The following is an 18,822-nucleotide window of genomic DNA, read 5'->3' on the forward strand; positions in this document are numbered from 1 at the left end:
TTGTTGCGTCAAGAACACCAATCATTCCAGGTCAGAGGGCACTTTCGCTATTTCACCGCACTCTCGATTCCCAATTACGTCGGTGGATCGAGGCTCAACGCAACTCACATGCCAACGCAACATCCGCACCCAACGTCCCCCTTTGTGGTCCTCCCCTTGTGGTCCCTTCTTTTGAAACTCTCACTCTCCCAATCGCAATCGCTCCCGACCATGCCCTCTGAACCCAAAACTGGCTCTTGTCTCTCGTGCTCCTGATTCCCTTCAACGAAGTGGGAGGGAATCAGGAGCACGAGAGACAAGAGCCTGCGCCGAAGGCGCAGATCAGAGGGCATGGGCGGGAGCGATTGCCCGGACTAGATCCGGAATTTTTAGTCCCGCCACAGTCCCGCCTTTGTCCCGCCAAAGTCCCGCCATTCTTCCGCCAGTTCCGAGTCCGTTTGCGAGCTTCAGCTCGTGTTCATGGCCCGGTTCACATGGGCCTTCACATGGGGGCTCCGCCGGTGCACTGCGGCCCCGCGGCGTGTCTCTGGCCGAGCAGCGGCAGGTCATTTCGGCAAGTCTGTCGCGAGATCGGTTGGTGCAAGCGAAAATCAGTATCATGACCGATCTTGCGCTGACCGCCGAACGCCGTGAGGAACTGGCTGCCTTGTTGGAGGACGCACAGCGCTTGCGTGCGGAGTTCCCGAAGGTCGCGGAGTACCTCGACACCGCGCCGATGCTCTCAGGCACTGGCGATCCGACCGCAGATTCGGCCTTTGATCTTCGATTCGTGCACTACATGACAGGCGGAGAATCAGCCAGCGGCAATCCCTACTGGGATATCGTCGCGCCATCGGTGTTCGAGCACGAAGGCCACCGTCGAGTGAACGGTGGCCGACCGACCGGAAGCGCACGGCTCGGGTTCGCTCAGACGATCCTCCAGGCTGTCTACGCCTACGCGGTACCCGCACCCGAGACGCTGGCCTGGATTGCAGAGTTTTCCTCGGGTCGGCCGATCGTAGAACTTGGTGCGGGTCGCGGGTATTGGGCTATGCAGCTGGCGTCGCTCGGCCTCTCGGTTGATGCATATGACTCCGAACCGCCGGACCAGACCGAGAACGTCTCGTTTCCTGATGCCGCCGGACAGCGGGCGGTGTGGCATCACGTCGGAGATCTCGGACAGTTCTCGGCGCGTGTTGCCAGCCGCGGTGACCACGTCCTGTTCCTGTGCTGGCCACCGGGATGGGGCAACACAATGGCCTCGGCCGCCCTCTCGGAGTTCGAAAGCGCCGGCGGTGAGCGCCTGGTGTTCATCGGCGAACCCAAGGGCGGAAAGACGGGCGACGACGCCTTTTTCGATGCTCTTTCCGCTCGCTGGGAAATGAAATCGCCAGATGCCCAATATGTTTCGTGGTGGAACCTTGCGGATGTCGCGCAGGGCTGGATACGGCGGTAGGGGAGCCCCGCTTACTCGTTGGGTGACTGCTTCAGGGGGTCCGTGAGCGCCATCCGGAAAACGAACGCGTCGTAGCGGTCATGAGGGTACGAGATGTCCGACAGCATCAGCACCTGGTCCGATTCTCCGATGTACCTCTGATGCACGGCCTTCACCAGGCCGCCAGCGGGAACCTTGAGCCATTCGGCATGGGACTTCGTCGGCACACGGTCCGCTACCGTCTCTTCGAGAACCAGCGCCGCTGAGATGTCCGGGTGGCCGATCGGCTGGTAGGTATCCGAGATGGAAATCGGCCGCCCGTCCTCGGATGCGCGAGTGACGACGTGCATTACGTCGGCACCCACATCGAGCGCGAAGGCTTCGGCAAGTTCGCGTGTAGCCCGCACCCGTTGGCTGCCCCGCTCGATTCGGACGTCACGGTCGGATTCGTGACCGAAAGTGTCCTCAGGGTCTTCCATCTGCCGCTCAGGTGCAACCCGGACGAGATTCGGGTGATCGGCGACAAAGGTGCCGCGACGAGCGACCGTGCGGACAAGCCCCTGGCGTTCTAACAGCTGAATGGCTTGGATGATCACGATCTTTGAAACGCCGTGCTTCTCCACCATCTCATTGAGGCTCCGGAGCTGGGTGCCAGCAGGCAGCGCACCGCTTCGAATCTGGCGAGCGTAGTCCGCAGCGATCGCGACGTAAGCCGGTTCTCCCATGGATCTGAGTCCTTCCAGGCTCGGCAGTAGACCTCATTCTTAATGAAAATCATTCTTAGCATACACAACTGTGTATGCACAATGATCTATTTTCGCAGGTCAAACCAGCTCGACTATCGTCAGGTCTTGTACATGCACAGCTGTGTATGTACAGTGGAATCAGCACCACTCAACCGGGTCAGCAAAGCCCAAAAGCGATGTGGCGCAGGCCAAAACAAAACTCCCCGGCAGTGTCCAGCTACCGGGGAGTCAACACCAAAGCGGTTCCAGCCGCTTCAGCAATTCACCTACTTCCAGGACGAAAGGTCCCTGAAGCATGTCCAGTTTAGATCCCAAAGAGATTGTCTACGAGGCCGCCGACCTGGTTGCCGCATCGTTCGCCGACGTCCTCGGCGCTATCGCTGACCTGGTCAGCGAAGGTCTGATCGACTGCGTGGACACCGGCGACGGCGACGTGAGCTTCCGCGTCGCGGTCCGGTTCGTCGAGGCCGACCACAAAGAGAAGGCGGCCTAGCGATGATCCGTCGTCTCGCGCGCCCGCCGCGGCTGACCTTCGCTGATATCTGCATCTGGTGCGGCCAGTTCGGCTGCACCGACTCCGAATGCGTTGCCAGCCACAATGATTCGACCTGGCGCATCTGCCCGGATTGCCGGGGAACCGCGCCCGGCTGGTGCATGTGCGCCTACGGTCTGGTCCCGACCACCTCGGCGGTCCCGGATCGCCCGGCCTGGGCCCCACTGGAATCGGGGTGGGCGCGATGAGTACCGCGTTCGAACAGTGCGCGTGGTGGTCGATTCCGGTCCGCCCGAGTGAGCCGGTCGCGCGTCCGAGCCGGATCAGCTTCGGCGGCAAGTGCTTGTGGTGCGGCGAAACCGGGTGCGACTCCGACGATTGCATCCGACAGCACTTGACGTCGCGATGGGCGCGCTGCGCGGACTGCGCCGGGCGCGGTGTGGGCTGCGTGTGCTTGTTTGGCCTGGTTCGCGAATCGGGCGTACGGGCCCTGCCCATTCGGGAGGTGGCCTGATGCACCCCGCGCGAACCAATGGCACCGTGTTGAAGGCGTTGCTGCGCGAGCGTGGTTGGCATCGCTACGACAGCTTCGCCCGCGAGTACAGCAGGATCGCCGCTGAACTCGGTGTCGACGGATACCCGCCCGAGCCGCGGACGTTTCGGCGCTGGCTGGGGCGCATGGATGACCTGCCGCGCCGCTATTACCGGCGGGTCCTGGAGGCGATGCTCCCTGGCTACACAATCGAGGAACTGTTCGCGCCGTTCGACCTGCTCGGCGGTGCGCCGCTCCCAGCACCGAATGCGGTAGCCATCAGAAAGACCGAGTTGGTCCGGCTCATGGCCTGGATGTCGGCCGAGGCGGTGGCCTGATGTCCAGAATCATCGCCGTTCGCGGGACTCTGCTGAAAGCGGTTCTGCGGGAGAAGCATTGGCAGTCCCACAGCACGTTCTGCCGCGCCTACGACAAGGCCGCCGCCCGCGTCGACCGGTCCCTGGTGGGCACGGCCCCTGGCCGAGGTCAGTTCTACCGGTGGATGACCGGTGAGGTGAAAAGCCTTCCGTTGCCGCACCACTGCGAGGTACTGGAGATGATGCTGCCCGGCTACACCGTCGACGAGCTGTTTGCACCCGCCGCCCCGGTGGTCAGTGTCCAGAAAACTGGACAGCACCTGCCGCGGCCGGACGATCAGCGGCAGGTGGTTCACAATGAACCACCTGAGCCATCTGACTCACGTGACTCGGTGGTCGGTTCCCGTACATCGGCGGATGTCGCGGGCCGAAATCTGCGGACAGGTCGCGCAGGTGATTCACATGAATCACCTGACCCTGTGGTCGGTTTCGGGCAGCCTCGTGATCAGCGGGAAGTGACTGCGGCCATCGATGATCGGCTGCGTTCGCTCATGAGCTGGATCAGTGACACCGCCCCGATCAAGGAACGCGACATCCACCGTAACAACGTTCGCGGCCCTTCGGTGGAAGCGCCGACGCGCCCGACGGTAGATCGGAGGCGGTCACGGTGACAGATGAAGCAATCATCCTGGGCCTGCGCTCGGACGGGCGAGGCTACCGCGACATCGCCAACACACTGGGGATCACCGCCCGCCAGGTCGAAAACGTCCTCGGCGAAATCGCGGCATTGCGGGCAGCAGGCATCGGTCACAGCGAGATCGGCCGCCGCGTCGGCCTGCCCCGCCGGACCGTACGAGACCTGTTGCGCGACAAACGGTCTCCGCGCTCGACCCTGCGGAAGTCGGCCGCGATCACCGCACTGGCCGAACAGGGCGGCATGCAACTCGATGTCCTGGGCTGGTTCCTGGATATGGACCGCAATCACACCTATGTCCTCGTCAAAGATCTGCGCGAGGAGAAGCTGGTCCGCGAGCTGGAGAAGATCAAGGCGGGCGACAAGTGGGTGATGCTGCGCCCGGGAGTCGATTCCCGGATTCTCGGGTTCCCGGTGCGGGAGTTTCGGCCCTCGCCCAAGCAGGCCGAGCATCATCGCGCGGTCGCTCAGGCCAGGATCATGCTCGTCGGCGACGATCTGGAGGCGTGGGTTTCCGAGCGGGTCCTGTGGCATCGCGCCGATGTCGCGGCCCAGGAATCCAAGTCCAAGTACCGGGAATTCAGCACCGGACGCAACCCGCGCGGCGGTGTCACCCATATCCATGACGGGCTCTTCCTGGCCACCGTGAACGGCGTGTCCGGCTGGTGGGCGCTGGAGGTCGAACTGACCCGAAAGTCGGCTCAGGACATGGATACCGCCCTGCGGGGCGCGGTGTGGGCCGCCCGCGACGCCGCCCCGGAGAAGGTCGTCGGCCTGCTGTATCTGTGCCGCTCGGCGGGCGTCAAGGACGGCGTGTACGCCGCGCTCGACCGACTCCCGCCTGAGGTCGCCTCCATCGACATCGCTTTCGATGCCCGCGACTTCGACGATGCCTGGAACGACTTCCTCCTCGACCGAGCGGCGAAACGCAAGCGCCGCAACAAAACTCGCACTTCCAAGGATGCCTCATGATCAACACCGAAACCCTCACTCACCGCGAGGTGCGCGCCCTGGTCGGCTTGGCCGAGATGCGCGCCATGCAAACCGATGTCCTCGCCGACTACCTCCAGATCGGTCGCTCCGAGGTCTACCGGCTGGCCCGCAGACTGCTCGATGCCGACCTGATCCACCCGCTGATGGAAATGCAGGCGGGCACGAAATGGGTAGTGCCCAAACCGGGTACGTCGGCGTGGGCGCTGGGCTGGCGGACCGCCGATTGGCGGCCCTCACCGATGTGGGCCGAGCATTACCGCGCGGTTGCCCAAACCCGTGTCGCACTGGAGGCGTGCGCGTCGCAGCAGTGGATGTCCGAGCGCATCATGCGACACGAGGCACCCGGACGTGGCCCTTATCCCTATGACGGGCGGCTGATGCGACCGGACTGGCAGTGCGTAGCGGTCAAGGTCGATACCACCCGCTACCTGACACCGGAGGAGTTCTCGCACCGCCTGCACGCGATACGGGACCAGGCGCGCCGCGACCAGTGCGCAGAACTGCTGTACGTGTGCGGCGGCTACATCCGGCCCGAGACTGCTGTCGCTACCGCGCGACGGATACTCCGCTACGAGTCTGACCTGGGCTTCGCCACAGTTGATCTGGACTCGCTGATCACGCGGCGGAGTTCGCCGAAACGCTCCGGCGACGGCCGCGTCTTCCCCCTGCGACACCGTGCGACAGGCGGTGCGCACTGATGCGACACCACCGCGACGCCGAGAGCGACATGCGACACACCGATGGTGCGCACCGCGACAGCCTGCGCACCGCCTGCGACAGCTCGTGCGCACCGCGCGACACCCTGCGCACCACCCCCGACACCACAACTCCCCGAGGACATTCCATGAACGACGACCGCTACCTCCAGGCAAAAGACTGTGAAGAACTCACCGGCATCCCCGCCGCCACCTGGCGCTACTGGGCGTGGGCTGGCAGCGGCCCCGAGAACTTCAAACTCGGCAACCGCCGGGTCTGGCGCGAGAGCGTCATTCGGACCTGGATCGCCGAGCAGGAGGCCGCGACCAAGCGCGGCGGGGCGGCGTAGTGCCATGGCCGAACGACAGGACGAGGGTTCTCGGCGCTGGGTGAAAACCAATGCAGCCGCTCGGATCGTGTGCTGCCATCCCGAGGTGCTCCGTCGCTGGCATCGCACGGGAACCGCGCCTTTCCGGCTGCCTAGCCCGAAACGCCGCGGCCGCGAACTGCTGTGGGATGTCGATGAGCTAATTCGAGCGATGGAAGCCATCGACAGCGACACTCCCAAGCGGCGCCATGGCTAGAACCGGTCGCCCGCCGAAGCCGCTCGGCGCTCCGGGGTCGGTGCGTCTTAGAGAACTTCGACCGGGCCATTGGGAAGCCGATACCGTCGTCCGTGATCGCAGCGGCAAGCGTCGCAGACTCCAGCGGGTCTCGCCCGAACGCTTCGACAGCATCGGCCGGCGGATTCCCGACCGCGACGGAAGTCGCGCCGAGGCCGCTGTCCGGTCCGCGGCGGCGGAACTGGCTCCGGATACCCGCAGCGAGGTGACCTCGGCGACGACCATGGAGCAGCTGTGGAAGCTGTACCGGGGCCACCTGGTGAAGAAAGGCCGTGCTCCGAATACGTTTCGGCTGTACGACCGCTGGGCGGCGCTGCTGGTGGAGAAGTACGGCTACCGGCGGCACATGCCCGACGAGTTCGCGACCGGGGATGCCGAGGAGTTCCTCGAATGGGTCGCCGAGGAGCACGGCCGGTCCTCGATGCTGAATGCCCGCTCGATGCTGTCGGGCATGTTTCGTTACGCGGTACGCAAGGGGCCGCTCGGCGTGAATCCGGTGCGGGAGGCCGAGATTCCCGAGAACATCACCCCGAAGGGCCGCACCGGCGGAGCCGCGCATATCGAGACCGAAGACCTGCGGTTCGTCCTGTCCTCGGTGTACTGGTCCACGGTGCCGTGCCCGCGCAAGCTCACCAAGGCCGAGAAGGCGCGCGGAATCAGTTCCTACACACCGCCGACGGTGGCCGAGTACTGCGAGGGTGCCGATCTCGCGGACTTGGTGGCGCTGGAGGTGGCCACCGGGCAACGCCCGAGTCAGGTGCTCGGGCTGACGTGGCTGGACTACAACAGTAAGAAGAAGGAGATCCGCACGCTCGGCAAGGTGGTCCGTGTGCCGGGCGTGGGCCTGGTCCGCGTGGTGAAGGACGACGACCCGAAGAATCCGCAAGGCACGATCGCCCTTCCGCAGTTCGCCGTCGATATTCTCGATCGCCGCTGGAAGAGAATCCAGCAACGCAAGCGCGAGAATCCGCCGCCCGACGACTACGAGGACGATCTGATCTTTCCGTCGTTCGACTGGACGTTGCGCGACCCGGTGAATGCCAATCACCAATGGCAGCGGGTTCGTGAGGCGCTGGGACTTCCGAACAACTTGGTGCCCTACACGTTCCGCAAGTTCATGGCCGTGGTGCTCGACGATGCCGGGCTCTCGGCGCGGGTCGTGGCCGATGTGCTCCAGCACGCCGACCCTGCGATGACCCAGCGCAAGTACATGGCCCGCGGCAGGGTGCACCATCACGCCGCCGCGATCCTGCACGAGGTCGTCACGGGTGGGGAGACCGGCACCGACCAAGGTCACGACGGAAATGGACGGGTCTCGACTTTTGTGCGACTTAGTTGAGACTTTCGACCCTCGGAACGAATTCGGCCCCTGACCCGGTGATATTCTCACGCTGGTCAGGGGCCTTTTTCTGCTCCCCCATCTGGACTCGAACCAGAAACCTGCCGATTAACAGTCGGCTGCTCTGCCAATTGAGCTATAGGGGATTGTTTCCCTGGCCGACCCTCTCGGACCGGCCGGAGAAAACTTTAGCGTATCGGTTGTACAGTTCCCAAATCGCGGCTCTACCTGCGGGGATGTGGGCGGGGTGCCGGATCGACAGGCGGGGGTGGGGTCGGGCAGGATGGTGGGGCGACTGGTCTATGGGAGGAGCTTCTCGGGATGCTGCGGTTGATCATCGGTGTTGCGGCCGGGTATGTGCTGGGCGCTAAGGCCGGGCGGGCTCGGTATGAGCAGATCAGTAAGACGACCCGCGCGATCAGCGAGAGCCCGGTCACACGGAAGGTCGTGTTGATGGGGCGGCAGAAGCTCGCGGACAAGTTGAGCACCCAGCCGAAGCTGGAGCCGATGGTGCCGCTGGATGAGCGCACCACGATCCTTGTGCCGCAGGATCAGCTGCGCCGCTGAGGGATTGGGGCCTCCCCACCCGAATCTGGAAACCCATGAACCTGCCGATCCACAGTCGGCAGGTCTATCGGTCGTGCCCTGAGACACACCACGTCCCTGCCTCGGGCGGCGAGCTTCGCCGGCTGCCGGCCGAGCGAGCGCCGCTTCCGGCATGAGAGCGCCCGCTCCCGGCATGAGAGCTGTCCGACCCGGGACGAGAGCGGGGTCAGCTGCCGATTGCGAAATCGCCCGAGTTGCCCATGGCCTGGGTTAACAGGCTCTTCCGGTACTGCTCCAGGGCGACCAGGTCGCCGAACAGGGCCATGTAGCCCTCGGGCTGTTCGGTCGAGGAGATGCGCTGGAGTTTGGACTTCAGTTCGGCGATCTGGCGGCCGACCCAGGACTCCTGTGTGCGGGCCAGGACGCCGGTGACGAAGCGGGGGATGTCGTCGGCGGACTTCACCGGGAGGGGTTCGGCGGCCAGCTCGGAGACCAGGGCCCGCAGGGTGAGGTCTTCGGTGTTGTCGGCGACCGAGGCGACCCATTCCGCACCGGTCAGGCCACTGGCGGTGCCACCGGCCTCGGCGATGGCGGCGCGGACCGCGATGTAGGCGGGCTGGGTGAAGGCTTCCGGCTCCAGGGCATCGAAGACGGGGCCCGCGAAGGCGGGGTATTGCAGTGCGGCGGCCAGGGTTTGGCGTTGCGGGAGCAGGGTGGGGTCGTGGGGGTTGGGGCGGGCGGCGGGGTGCTCGGTGACCTCTTGGCGCGCTCGGCGTTCGGGGATGCCGGGTTTGGCGCCGGTGCGGGCGCCCCTGCGGGCTTCATCGCCGACGCGGCGCACGACCTGCTGGATGTCGTCCCAGCCGACCCAGCCGGCCAGTTTGGTGGCGTACGCCTTGCGGAGGGCGAAGTCCTTGATCTGCGAGACGACGGGGACGGCACGGCGGAGCGCCTCGACCTGACCCTCGGGGGAATCCAGATTGTGTTCGGCGAGCAGGCCGCGGATGACGAACTCGTACAACGGGACTCGGCGGGCGACCAGGTCGCGGACCGCGCCGTCGCCATTGCGCTGGCGGAGTTCGCAGGGGTCGAGGCCGTCGGGGGCCACGGCGATGTAGGTCTGGCCGGCCAGTTTCTGGTCGCCGGAGAATGCCTTCAGGGCGGCGGCCTGGCCTGCCTCGTCGCCGTCGAAGGTGTAGATGATCTCGCCGCGCCAGAAGTTGTCGTCCATGAGCAGGCGGCGCAGGATCGCGAGGTGCTCGTCGCCGAAGGCGGTGCCGCAGGAGGCGACAGCGGTCTTGACGCCGGCCATGTGCATGGCCATGACGTCGGTGTAGCCCTCGACGACGACAGCCTGGTGGCCCTTGGCGATCTCGCGCTTGGCGTGGTCGAGACCGAAGAGCACCTGGGACTTCTTGTACAGCAACGTTTCCGAGGTGTTGATGTACTTGGCGGTCATGGTGTCGTCGTCGTACAGGCGGCGCGCGCCGAAGCCGATGACCTCGCCGCCGAGGTTGCGGATGGGCCACAGCAGGCGGCGGTTGAAGCGGTCCATGGGGCCGCGCTGGCCCTGCTTGGACAGGCCCGCGGCCTCCAGCTCCTTGAAGTCGAAACCCTTGCGCAGCAGGTGTTTCGTGAGCGTGTCCCAGCCGCCGGGGGCGTAGCCGCAGCCGAATTGGCGGGCGGCGTTGTGGTCGAAGTTGCGGTCGGTGAGGTACTTGCGGGCCGCTTCCGCGCCGGGCTCGCCGAGCTGGGAGATGTAGAACTCGTGTGCCGCGGCATTGGCGGCGACCAGGCGGGAGCGGGTGCCGCGGTCGCGCTGCACGGAGGTGCCGCCACCCTCGTAGTTGATCTTGTAGCCGATGCGGTCGGCCAGCTGCTCGACCGCCTCGACGAAACCGACGTGCTCGATCTTCTGCAGGAAGGCGAAGGCGTCGCCGCCCTCACCGCAGCCGAAGCAGTGGAAGACGCCGTGATTGGGGCGCACGTGGAAGGACGGGGACTTCTCGTCGTGGAAGGGACACAGGCCCTTCATGGAGTCGGCGCCGGCGCGCTTGAGAGTGACGTACTCACCCACGACATCCTCGATCCGGACACGTTCACGAATCGCCGCGATATCGCGGTCAGGAAGTCGGCCTGCCACGCAGCGAGTCTAGCGCTCCCACTCCCCCGCCTCCCCGAGCCTTCGGCGCACAGTCCCGCCTCCCCGAGCCTTCGGCGCACAACCAAGAGCCGTTGGCCGTTCTGCACGCGTGCCGGCGGTCAGGGGCGACGAGAATTTTGGACGTACCCGACGAGTTACCCCACTCGCAGCGAAATCAGTTGTCCAGTCCCCAACGACGAACCGCCGGACCGGGCTGCGAGGATCAAGCGGTGCTCAGCCTCTACCACGACGCCCGGACGCCGGTGCATGCTGCGCCCGCCGGGGTGAAGGTGTTGGTGCTGGCGGTCGCGGGGACGGCGTTGTTCTTCGTGCCGTCGATCGCGTGGGTGGGGGTCGCGCTGGCGGTGGTGCTGGGTTTGTATGCGGTCGCGCGGATTCCGTGGCGGACGACCGGGCGGCAGGTACTCGGGTTGGCTCCGTTTCTCGTATTGATCGTGGTCGCGCAGGTGATCTTCACCGGCAGGCACACCGCGATCCTGGTCGGCGAGCGACTGCTCACGCTGGTCCTGCTGGCCAATCTGGTGACACTGACCACACGCACCTCGGCCATGGTCGAGACCATCGAGCGGGCGCTCGGTCCGCTCCGGCCGCTGGGCGTCCGTCCCGAGCGCGTGGGCCTGCTGGTCGCCATGACCATCCGATTCATCCCCGTCATCCGTGACCAGGCCGAACTCGTGCGCTCGGCCCAGCGCGCCCGCGGCATCGAGCGCAGCACGGTCTTCCTGGTCCCGCTACTGATCCGCACACTCCGCATGGCCGACGGGGTCGGCGAGGCGCTGGACGCCCGGGGCCTGGACTGAGGGGTTCGAACCGCAGCCATTTAGGATGCCTCGGTGCGTAGTAGGGATTTGGCGCAGATCGCGCTGTTCGCGGCAATCATGGTGGTGTTGGGATTCTTCCCGCTCATTCAGCTGCCGGGAGCCTTCGCGCCGTTCACCTCGCAAACCCTGGGCGTCATCCTGGCCGGGTCGATTCTGGGCGCCAAGCGCGGTGCGCTGGCCATCCTGCTGTTCGATGTGCTGGTCTTCGCCGGCCTGCCGGTGCTGCCGGGCGGGCGCGGCGGGCTGTCGGTGATCATGGGCCCGACGGGTGGCTTCGTGATCGCCTATCCGATCGGCGCACTGGTGATCGGGCTGCTCACCGAACGCCTGTGGCGGTACTACAACCTGCCCATCGCCCTGCTGATCAACTTTCTGGGCGGTGCGATCGTGCTGTACGCCATCGGCATTCCGTGGATGGCCGCGGCCGCGCACATCTCGCTGGGCAAGGCGATCACCACCTCGGTGGCGTTCCTGCCGGGCGATGTGGTCAAGACCGTGATCGGCTCGCTGGCCGCGGTAGCGGTCAAAAGGGCGTACCCCATGATTCCGGCGCGGGCATGATCGAACTCGACGGCGTCTCGCATCGGTTCGGGGAGCGTGAGGTGCTGTGCGACCTCGATCTGTGCCTGAGCGAGAACCGGATTGCCGTCATCGGCTCCAACGGGTCCGGAAAGTCCACGTTCGCGCGATTGCTCAACGGGCTGCAGGTGCCCACCGACGGGCGAGTACGGGTCGACGGGCTCGATACCCGTAAGCAGGGCAGGGCCGTTCGCAAACTGGTCGGATTCGTCTTCCAGGATCCGGATGTGCAGATCGTCATGCCGACGGTCGCCGAGGATCTGGCCTTCGGGCTCAAGCACCACGGCGTCGCCAAATCCGAGATCCCGGACCGCGTCGGCGCGACCCTCGCCGAATACGGTCTCACCGAATTCCGCGACCACCCGGCGCATTTGCTCAGCGGCGGGCAGAAGCAGTTGCTCGCGATCGCCGCGGTGCTGTCGGTGGGGCCGAAGTACGTGGTGTTCGACGAGCCCACCACGCTGCTCGACCTGCGCAACACCCGCCGCATCTCCCGTCTGCTGCACGAACTTCCGCAGCAGCTGATAGTGGTCTCACACGATCTGGACCTGCTCGCCGACTTCGACCGGGTGCTGGTCTTCGACGAGGGCCGCATCGTGGCCGACGGCCCGCCGGGCGAATGCATCGCGCACTATGTGGCCATGCATACCGCGAACTGATCAGCGGGGTCTCCCGATTCGGAGCCAGTGCGGACGCATGCCCCGCGAGACCCGATGCGTCAGCATCACTCCTCGCGCCCGAACAGATGCCGCCGCACGTGTGCGTTGAGCCGTTGCCCCGGCCGCGCATTGAACGCCATGTGCACGCTCACCCGCGGAATCTCCCCCTGCACCGGCGTCACCCGATGCCGTGATCGCCGCCCGGCGTGCAGCACCAATGTCCCCGGCACGGTCGGCAGCATCCTGACCATGTGCCGATGCCGCATGGGCAGCCCGCCCCCTCGCTCGATGAAAGCCCCGGGCAGCGGAATGTATTCGAGCGCGCCGCCCCGCTCCGGCGCGACGATGTGCAGCATCACCGTGTAATCGGACATGTCGTAGTGCCAGTCCTGCACATCCCCGTTCTCGTGGATCTGCACCGTCATGGCCCCCAGCTCGTCGGCCGAGCGGTACGCCTGCTCCCCCACCAGGTAGGACACGAACTCCCGCAATGGTTCCCAGTGGTAGAGCGCCTTCAGCGGCGAGGAATCCGGAATCCGGTCGCACGCGACGGTGTACTCGAACCGCATGGTGTCGCCCAGCCCGTCGGAGAGCACATCCGCGGCCATCTCGGTCACCGCGGCGGGGCGCAGGAATTCGGGCAGCACGGTGACACCGCTGACCAGGAAGTCCGCCTGCGCCCGCTCGATCACCTCGCGCAGCCGTGCCACCGACCTCCGGTCCAGCGGGTACCGATCCAGGTCGACCATGCCGTCCACCTCACGTGACATCGCGCCCCCTGCCGCCGGTTCCACCGGATTCAGGGTATCGCGGCGGCGACCCGTTCCAGGCGGCTCTCGGTGTAGGACGCGATCTGGTCGACGATCACCCGCACCCGCGCGGTATCGTCGCCGGCCGCCTCCCACCACGGCAGCAGCAGCCGGTCCAGCCCGTGCGGGGCGGCGGCCAGCAGCCGGTCGGCGACCAGCAGGATGCGTTCGCGCTGCCCGGCCTGGCGCACCCGGTGGATGGGGTCGGAGAGCACGTAGCGCAGCGCCATGGTCTTGAGCACCGCGACCTCGGCCGCCACGATGCGCGGCACCTCCAGATCGGCGGTGTAGCGCGACAATTGGCGTCCGCCCCAGGCGGCGCGGGTGGCCTCGACCGCGGCGGTGGCGAAGCGGCCCACCAGGTCGCTGGTCAGTCGTTTCAGGGCCACGGAGGCGCGCAGGGAGCCGTCGTATTCGGCGGCGGCGGAGACCACCGGCATCTCCGAGAGCCGCTGGGCGGCGGCGACCAGCTCCTCCAGTGTCAGCGAAGGATGCTGGCGCGCACCGAGTTCCGCGAGCGCGACCTGTTCGACCGGGTCGGCCAGCGCCCGCAGATCGATGCGGCCCACGATCACCCCGTCCTCGACATCGTGCACCGAGTACGCGACATCGTCGGACCAGTCCATGATCTGCGATTCCAGGCACTGGCTGCGATCCGGCGCGCCCTTGCGGACCCAGTCCAGGCGCTCCGTGTCGACCCCGTACGCGCCGAACTTGGAGCCGGGACCCGTTCTGCCCCAGGGATATTTGATGACGGCGTCCAGTGCGGCCCGGGTCGGGTTGAGCCCGAAGCTGACCCCCTGATCGTCGATGACCTTCGGCTCCAGCCGGGTGAGGATGCGCAGGTTCTGCGCATTGCCCTCGAAACCGCCGTGTGCGTCGGCGAACTGGTCGAGTGCCTTCTCGCCATTGTGGCCGTAGGGCGGATGGCCGATATCGTGCGCCATCCCGGCCAGATCCACCAGATCGGGATCACAGCCCAGGCTGTCGGCGATGCTGCGGCCGATCTGGGCGACCTCCAGCGAATGGGTCAGCCGCGTGCGCGGTGTGTCCCCGTCGCGCGGACCCATGACCTGCGTCTTGTCCGCCAAACGTCGCAGCGCCGCGGAATGCAGCACCCGCGCCCGATCTCGCGCGAATTCACTCCGCCGGGCCGGGCACGGCGACCAGCTCAGTCCCGCGGTCCGCTCGGTTTCGGGCACCATTCGTTCCCGATCGGCCTCGGAGTACACACCGTCATAGTCGATACGCGCGTTCATCACTCACTGATCCGCCGTGTATTTGAAATCCGCCGAAAAATGGGTCAGCTGGTACCAGAGCAAGGCGAAGGTCTCGCGGAAAATGCCGTGCGCCTGCGATTCCCGGGTGTACACCGCCGGGCCGGTTCGAGTGGGCGCGGTCCAGGCGGCCAGCCCGGCGTCACGCATCATGGTGCGGGTGCGCAGCGAATGCCAGGGGTCGCTGACCAGCACCACCGACGACTTGCCGCGCGCCAGCAGCGCTCTCGACACCGCCTCCACGCTCTGCAGGGTGTCGGAACCGGTTTCGACGGCCAGGATCCGACCCTCCGGCACGCCACGGTCTTTCAGATAGTTCTTGCCCGACGCCGCCTCGGTGTAATTGTCACCGACCTGCTTACCGCCCACGGTGACGATCATGGGCGCGATCTGCTTGCGGAACAGCTTGTACGCCTGGTCCAGTCGCGCCTCGAACACCGACGAGGGCGTGCCGTCGTACTGGGCCGCGCCCAGCACCACGATGGCGTCGGCGGGCGTGTAGTCGTCGATTCGGGCCACCTGCCAGACCCGCACGGCGGTGCCGCCCACCACCAGGATGCCCATGAGGAGCGAGCCGACCAGCAGTCGCCGGGCCCAGCGCAGCACACCGCGTCCGCCCGCGAGGTTGACGGAGGTCGTGTCCCGGATCAGCCGGTCCGGTTCGGTCGGGCGGTTCCGGAGTTTCACCAACCGCGTCGCCGCCACTCGGGCAACTGCGGGCGCTCCACGCCGAGGGTGGTGTCGTCGCCGTGGCCCGGGTACACCGCGGTGTCGTCGGGGTAGCGGCCGAAAAGTTTGGTCTCGACATCGCCGAGCAGCGAGGTGAACTGCTCCGGCGAGAGGGTGCGGCCGACGCCGCACGGGAACAGCGAATCGCCGGTGAAGAGGTGAGTGCGGCCGGCGCCGTCGGTGAGGGCCAGCGCGACCGAGCCAGGCGTGTGCCCGCGCAGGTGGATGGCTTCCAGCTCCAGCTCACCGACCTGGATCCGGTCGCCCTCCGCGAGCAGCCGGGCCGGGGTGACGGGCAGCGGCTCAGCGTCCAGCGCGTGGGCGGCGGTGGGAGTCTCGGTCGCCTTCACGACATCCAGCAGCGCGATCCAGTGGTCCCGGTGCTGATGCGTGGTGACGATCAGCTCCACCCGGCCCGGCGCCTCCTGGCCGATGAGCTCGAGAATCCGGTCCGCCTCATTGGCGGCGTCGATGAGCAGCGTCGCGCCGGTAGCGGCGCACTGCACCAGATAGGTGTTGTTGTCCATACGGCCCACCGACATTTTCACGATGCGCGCACCCGGCACCTCACGCTGCTGCGGATTGGAGCCGGACGAGACGTGTCCCGTATAGGGCGAATCGATCGTGATCACTCCCCGATCGTAGTCATGGCCGTCGACACAGTGTGCAGAAGAAACCGACCCTCAGCGTTCCAGAGTTGGATTCGAGGCATGCGGCCACCGAAGCAGCTGTTCCTCCTCGTGATCGGCTTGCTCCTGGCCTCGACCCTCGTCGGCCGGTGGGCCGCACCGGCCGCGGCCGAAGCGCCGCTTCGGTTGCCCGGCTACGTGACCGACAATGCCGGCGCGCTCGATCCGGGGCAAACCGCGGAACTGCAGCAGGCCATCGACTCGCTGTACTCGCGCGACCGCGAGCGGCTGTGGGTCGTCTACGTGCGCAATTTCAATGGGATGGACTCACATTCGTGGGGCGAGCAGACCGCGCGGCTGTCCGGGTTCGGAGATCGGGACGTGTTGCTGTCGGTGGCCATCGACGATCGGGCCTACGCCTTCACGGGAACTGCTGATCCTGGCGCTGGTGGCGGCGCTGGGCGTGTGGCTGTGGTCACGGCGGCGAAAGATGCGGCGCGAGCGCTCGGTGATGGACTCGGCCCGCAAGACCGATCCGACCGATCCCGCGGCGCTGGAAGCCCTCCCCCTGGTCGTCCTGGACGCGCTGTCCAAGGAAACCCTCGTCGACACCGACAAGGCCATTCGCATCAGCACCGAGGAATTGCGACTGGCAGGCCCGGCAGCAGCGCGTCACCTCCGGCCCCCAAACCGGCGCCATCCTCGGCGGCATCCTCATCGACGGCATGCTCCGCGGCATGGGCAACGAATACCGCCGCGGCGGACGAGGTTTCGGAGGTGGGGGCAGCAGCTACGGCCCCGGCACCTTCGGCGGCTCCGACGGCTCCCGCCGCATCAGCCGCGGCGGGAGGTTCTGAGGTCTGCCCGGACGACGGTTCGAACGCGCGGGGAGCACAGGTCAGAGCCAGCCAAGACGTTCGGCGGCTCGTACCGCTTCGGCTCGGGTTCGGCTGCCTGTCTTGCCTATTGCGGAGGACAGGTGGTTGCGGACCGTGCCTTCGGACAGGTGGAGTCGTTCGGCTATCGCGCCGGCGGTTGCGCCGTTGGCCGCGGCGGCGAGGACTTCGCGTTCGCGGGCGGTCAGGGGTGAGGTTCCGGCGGTGAGGGTTTCGGTGGCGAGGGCGGGGTCGACGACGCGCAGGCCCATGTGGACTCGGCGTACGGCATCGGCCAATTCCCGGGCGGGCGTGTCCTTGACGACGAAGCCCGAGGCTCCGGCGTCGATGGCGCGGCGGAGGTAGCCGGGGCGACCGAAGGTGGTGACCATGAGGATGCGGACCTCGGGGTGGGCCGCGTGCACCTGCGCCGCAGCCGAAATACCGTCCTGGCCGGGCATTTCCACGTCCAGCAGGGCCACGTCGGGGGCGGTGCGCGCGACCGCGGCGAGGACCTCGTCGCCCCGGCCCACCTCGGCGACCACCTCGAGGTCGGGCTCGAGGCTGAGCAGGGCGGCGAGCGCGCCGCGCACCAGGGCCTGGTCGTCGGCGAGCAGCAGTTTGATCATTCCGGCTCCTTGATGGTCGCCGGAAAGCTTGCCAGCACCCGCAATCCGCCCTCCGGCCGGTTGGCCAGGATGAGGGTGCCGCCGGTGGCCTGCACCCGCTCGCGCAGGCCGGACAGGCCGGAGCCGGTGCGCGCCGAATCGTTCATGCCGACGCCATCGTCGGACACCTCGATGCTGGTGGGGGTGACCCGGACCTGGCAGTGGGCCGCGCCGCTGTGCCGCACCACATTGGTGACGGATTCGCGCAGCACCCAGCCGAACACCACGCTGTGACGGATCGGCAGGTCGTCGGAGTCCGGTAGCTCGGCCTCGATTTCGGCGGCGCGCAGCGCGGTGCGGGCATTGGCCAGCTCACCCGCCAGCGACACCTCACGCAGGCCGCCGACGGTGGTGCGCACCCCGGCCAGGGCCTCCCGGGCCAGCCGCTCCACATCGGCCATCTCGGTCCTCGCCCGGTCCGGGTCGAGATCGATGAGCCGTTGCGCCAGTTCGGTTTTCACCGTGATGACGGTCAGCGAGTGGCCGAGGATGTCGTGCACGTCGCGCCCGACCCGCAGTCGTTCCTCCGCCACGGCCAGCTCGGTGAGCTGCTTGCGCGCCAGGTACAGCTGGTGATTGCGCACCAGGATCACGCGGATCCCGCCGACCGCGAAGCCCGCCAATGCGATCGACTGGATGAGCCCGTAGTCCGGCGACTGCCCGGTGGCCAGTTGCGGTACCACCCCGAACGCCACGATCAGCGCCAGCTCCAGCGGAATCGCCCACCGGACCGGTGCGCTGAAGCCGATATAGGAGGCCATGTAGACGCTCATGCTCAGCACCACGGAATGCAGCGTGACCGCGGCCGCCGCGATCAGCACCGCTTGCGCGGCCAGGGGAATCAGCACCGTCCGCAGGTCGGGACTGGGCGGCCACGCCCCGCTCACCGGACGGCTGCCCGCCACCAGCCTCCAGTACGACCAGATGTAGCAGGCGCCGAAGGCCACGATCACCGCGAGCGTGTACACCCGGGCCATCGGGTTGTCCAGCTCCCAGCCCCGCCGCAACGGCTCGATCAGATACACGGCCCACACCGCCGCGAACACCGCCCCGAACCGCCGCCGTCGCCGAATGCCCTCTTCCTCCACGTCCACAGAGCCGGACGCTACACCGAACAGGACCGGTCGCAACGACGGTCGCGAACCGCGTGTGCCGCGGGCGGATCGCTCTGTGTCCGGGCCGCCGTGGTCCGCGGAGCCGCTCCACACCGCGCGGACAG

General features: G+C 66.9%; 21 protein-coding genes, 1 tRNA gene and 1 pseudogene. 14 read left to right on the top strand and 9 right to left on the bottom strand.

The features are described 5' to 3' along the window. The first annotated feature begins 598 nt into the window (after nt 1–598). Nucleotides 599–1,435: a hypothetical protein gene (locus ACIRRA_RS24025; protein WP_402771986.1), complete on the top strand. Its 837-nt coding sequence runs from the start codon at nt 599–601 to the stop codon at nt 1,433–1,435. Between the two features lie 11 nt (nt 1,436–1,446). Here ACIRRA_RS24025 and ACIRRA_RS24030 read toward each other — a convergent pair whose 3' ends face one another. Beyond that, nucleotides 1,447–2,139: a GntR family transcriptional regulator gene (locus tag ACIRRA_RS24030; protein WP_402771989.1), complete on the bottom strand. Its 693-nt coding sequence runs from the start codon at nt 2,137–2,139 to the stop codon at nt 1,447–1,449. A 316-nt stretch (nt 2,140–2,455) separates the two neighbouring features. On the opposite strand from ACIRRA_RS24030, the gene ACIRRA_RS24035 reads away from it, so the two are divergent. The 8 genes from ACIRRA_RS24035 (at nt 2,456) to xerC (ending at nt 7,847) form a co-directional block, all read left to right on the top strand. After that, nucleotides 2,456–2,653, top strand: a complete 198-nt coding sequence (locus ACIRRA_RS24035; RefSeq protein ID WP_402771992.1) for a hypothetical protein — start codon at nt 2,456–2,458, stop codon at nt 2,651–2,653. Between the two features lie 2 nt (nt 2,654–2,655). Next, entirely contained in the window at nt 2,656–2,901 is a 246-nt protein-coding gene (locus ACIRRA_RS24040; protein ID WP_402771995.1) for a hypothetical protein, read from the top strand. A 265-nt stretch (nt 2,902–3,166) separates the two neighbouring features. Further along, nucleotides 3,167–3,523 carry a hypothetical protein gene (locus ACIRRA_RS24045; protein WP_402771998.1) on the top strand — a complete coding sequence of 119 codons (357 nt, stop codon included), beginning with the start codon at nt 3,167–3,169 and terminating at the stop codon, nt 3,521–3,523. Next, a complete protein-coding gene (locus ACIRRA_RS24050) occupies nt 3,523–4,173 on the top strand; it encodes a hypothetical protein (RefSeq protein ID WP_402772001.1) in 651 nt (216 codons plus the stop codon). Before ACIRRA_RS24045 ends, ACIRRA_RS24050 begins: the two co-directional genes overlap by 1 nt. Then, nucleotides 4,170–5,168 carry a hypothetical protein gene (locus ACIRRA_RS24055; RefSeq protein ID WP_402772004.1) on the top strand — a complete coding sequence of 333 codons (999 nt, stop codon included), beginning with the start codon at nt 4,170–4,172 and terminating at the stop codon, nt 5,166–5,168. Before ACIRRA_RS24050 ends, ACIRRA_RS24055 begins: the two co-directional genes overlap by 4 nt. Further along, entirely contained in the window at nt 5,165–5,887 is a 723-nt protein-coding gene (locus tag ACIRRA_RS24060; RefSeq protein WP_402772006.1) for a hypothetical protein, read from the top strand. Before ACIRRA_RS24055 ends, ACIRRA_RS24060 begins: the two co-directional genes overlap by 4 nt. After that, nucleotides 5,887–6,234, top strand: a complete 348-nt coding sequence (locus ACIRRA_RS24065) for a helix-turn-helix transcriptional regulator (protein WP_402772009.1) — start codon at nt 5,887–5,889, stop codon at nt 6,232–6,234. The genes ACIRRA_RS24060 and ACIRRA_RS24065 overlap by 1 nt, the downstream gene beginning before the upstream one ends. Nucleotides 6,235–6,461: 227 nt before the next feature. Next, nucleotides 6,462–7,847: a tyrosine recombinase XerC gene (gene xerC / locus ACIRRA_RS24070; protein ID WP_402772012.1), complete on the top strand. Its 1,386-nt coding sequence runs from the start codon at nt 6,462–6,464 to the stop codon at nt 7,845–7,847. Nucleotides 7,848–7,920: 73 nt separating this feature from the next. On the opposite strand, the gene ACIRRA_RS24075 is transcribed toward xerC, so the two are convergent. Beyond that, a tRNA-Asn gene (locus ACIRRA_RS24075) sits at nt 7,921–7,993 on the bottom strand. A 175-nt stretch (nt 7,994–8,168) separates the two neighbouring features. Here ACIRRA_RS24075 and ACIRRA_RS24080 point away from each other — a divergent pair. Next, nucleotides 8,169–8,414, top strand: coding sequence for a hypothetical protein (locus tag ACIRRA_RS24080; RefSeq protein WP_402772014.1), 246 nt, complete (start codon nt 8,169–8,171; stop codon nt 8,412–8,414). Between the two features lie 205 nt (nt 8,415–8,619). On the opposite strand, the gene dnaG is transcribed toward ACIRRA_RS24080, so the two are convergent. Then, on the bottom strand, nt 8,620–10,536 hold the full coding sequence (gene dnaG / locus ACIRRA_RS24085; RefSeq protein ID WP_402772017.1) for a DNA primase: 1,917 nt from the start codon (nt 10,534–10,536) through the stop codon (nt 8,620–8,622). A 230-nt stretch (nt 10,537–10,766) separates the two neighbouring features. On the opposite strand from dnaG, the gene ACIRRA_RS24090 reads away from it, so the two are divergent. Genes ACIRRA_RS24090 through ACIRRA_RS24100 form a run of 3 tightly spaced genes read left to right on the top strand, consistent with a single transcriptional unit; the run spans nt 10,767 to nt 12,616 of the window. Continuing rightward, the gene (locus ACIRRA_RS24090; RefSeq protein ID WP_402772020.1) at nt 10,767–11,357 is read left to right on the top strand and encodes an energy-coupling factor transporter transmembrane component T family protein; all 591 of its coding nucleotides are present in this window, start codon (nt 10,767–10,769) and stop codon (nt 11,355–11,357) included. Nucleotides 11,358–11,390: 33 nt separating this feature from the next. Beyond that, entirely contained in the window at nt 11,391–11,939 is a 549-nt protein-coding gene (locus ACIRRA_RS24095; protein ID WP_357004377.1) for a biotin transporter BioY, read from the top strand. Next, nucleotides 11,936–12,616, top strand: coding sequence for an energy-coupling factor ABC transporter ATP-binding protein (locus ACIRRA_RS24100; RefSeq protein WP_402772023.1), 681 nt, complete (start codon nt 11,936–11,938; stop codon nt 12,614–12,616). The genes ACIRRA_RS24095 and ACIRRA_RS24100 overlap by 4 nt, the downstream gene beginning before the upstream one ends. Before the next feature lie 65 nt (nt 12,617–12,681). Here ACIRRA_RS24100 and ACIRRA_RS24105 read toward each other — a convergent pair whose 3' ends face one another. From ACIRRA_RS24105 to ACIRRA_RS24120, 4 genes are all read right to left on the bottom strand, one after another. Beyond that, nucleotides 12,682–13,410: a hypothetical protein gene (locus ACIRRA_RS24105; RefSeq protein WP_402772026.1), complete on the bottom strand. Its 729-nt coding sequence runs from the start codon at nt 13,408–13,410 to the stop codon at nt 12,682–12,684. 5 nt (nt 13,411–13,415) lie between these two features. Further along, the gene (locus ACIRRA_RS24110) at nt 13,416–14,684 is read right to left on the bottom strand and encodes a deoxyguanosinetriphosphate triphosphohydrolase (protein ID WP_402772029.1); all 1,269 of its coding nucleotides are present in this window, start codon (nt 14,682–14,684) and stop codon (nt 13,416–13,418) included. Nucleotides 14,685–14,687: 3 nt separating this feature from the next. Continuing rightward, complete coding sequence (locus ACIRRA_RS24115) at nt 14,688–15,266, bottom strand: YdcF family protein (RefSeq protein WP_402772460.1); 579 nt, start codon at nt 15,264–15,266, stop codon at nt 14,688–14,690. A 119-nt stretch (nt 15,267–15,385) separates the two neighbouring features. Further along, the gene (locus tag ACIRRA_RS24120; protein WP_402772032.1) at nt 15,386–16,063 is read right to left on the bottom strand and encodes an MBL fold metallo-hydrolase; all 678 of its coding nucleotides are present in this window, start codon (nt 16,061–16,063) and stop codon (nt 15,386–15,388) included. Nucleotides 16,064–16,141: 78 nt separating this feature from the next. On the opposite strand from ACIRRA_RS24120, the pseudogene ACIRRA_RS24125 reads away from it, so the two are divergent. Next, nucleotides 16,142–16,474, top strand: a pseudogene (locus tag ACIRRA_RS24125) (TPM domain-containing protein); the annotation flags it as partial. Between the two features lie 484 nt (nt 16,475–16,958). Here the strand turns inward: ACIRRA_RS24125 and ACIRRA_RS24130 are convergent. Both ACIRRA_RS24130 and ACIRRA_RS24135 read right to left on the bottom strand, forming a co-directional pair. Then, a complete protein-coding gene (locus ACIRRA_RS24130; protein ID WP_402772035.1) occupies nt 16,959–17,564 on the bottom strand; it encodes a response regulator in 606 nt (201 codons plus the stop codon). Then, entirely contained in the window at nt 17,561–18,697 is a 1,137-nt protein-coding gene (locus ACIRRA_RS24135) for a sensor histidine kinase (protein WP_402772038.1), read from the bottom strand. The genes ACIRRA_RS24130 and ACIRRA_RS24135 overlap by 4 nt, the downstream gene beginning before the upstream one ends. Nucleotides 18,698–18,822 lie beyond the last annotated feature (125 nt).

The organism is Nocardia sp. NPDC101769 (assembly GCF_044766925.1).
GTDB lineage: Bacteria > Actinomycetota > Actinomycetes > Mycobacteriales > Mycobacteriaceae > Nocardia.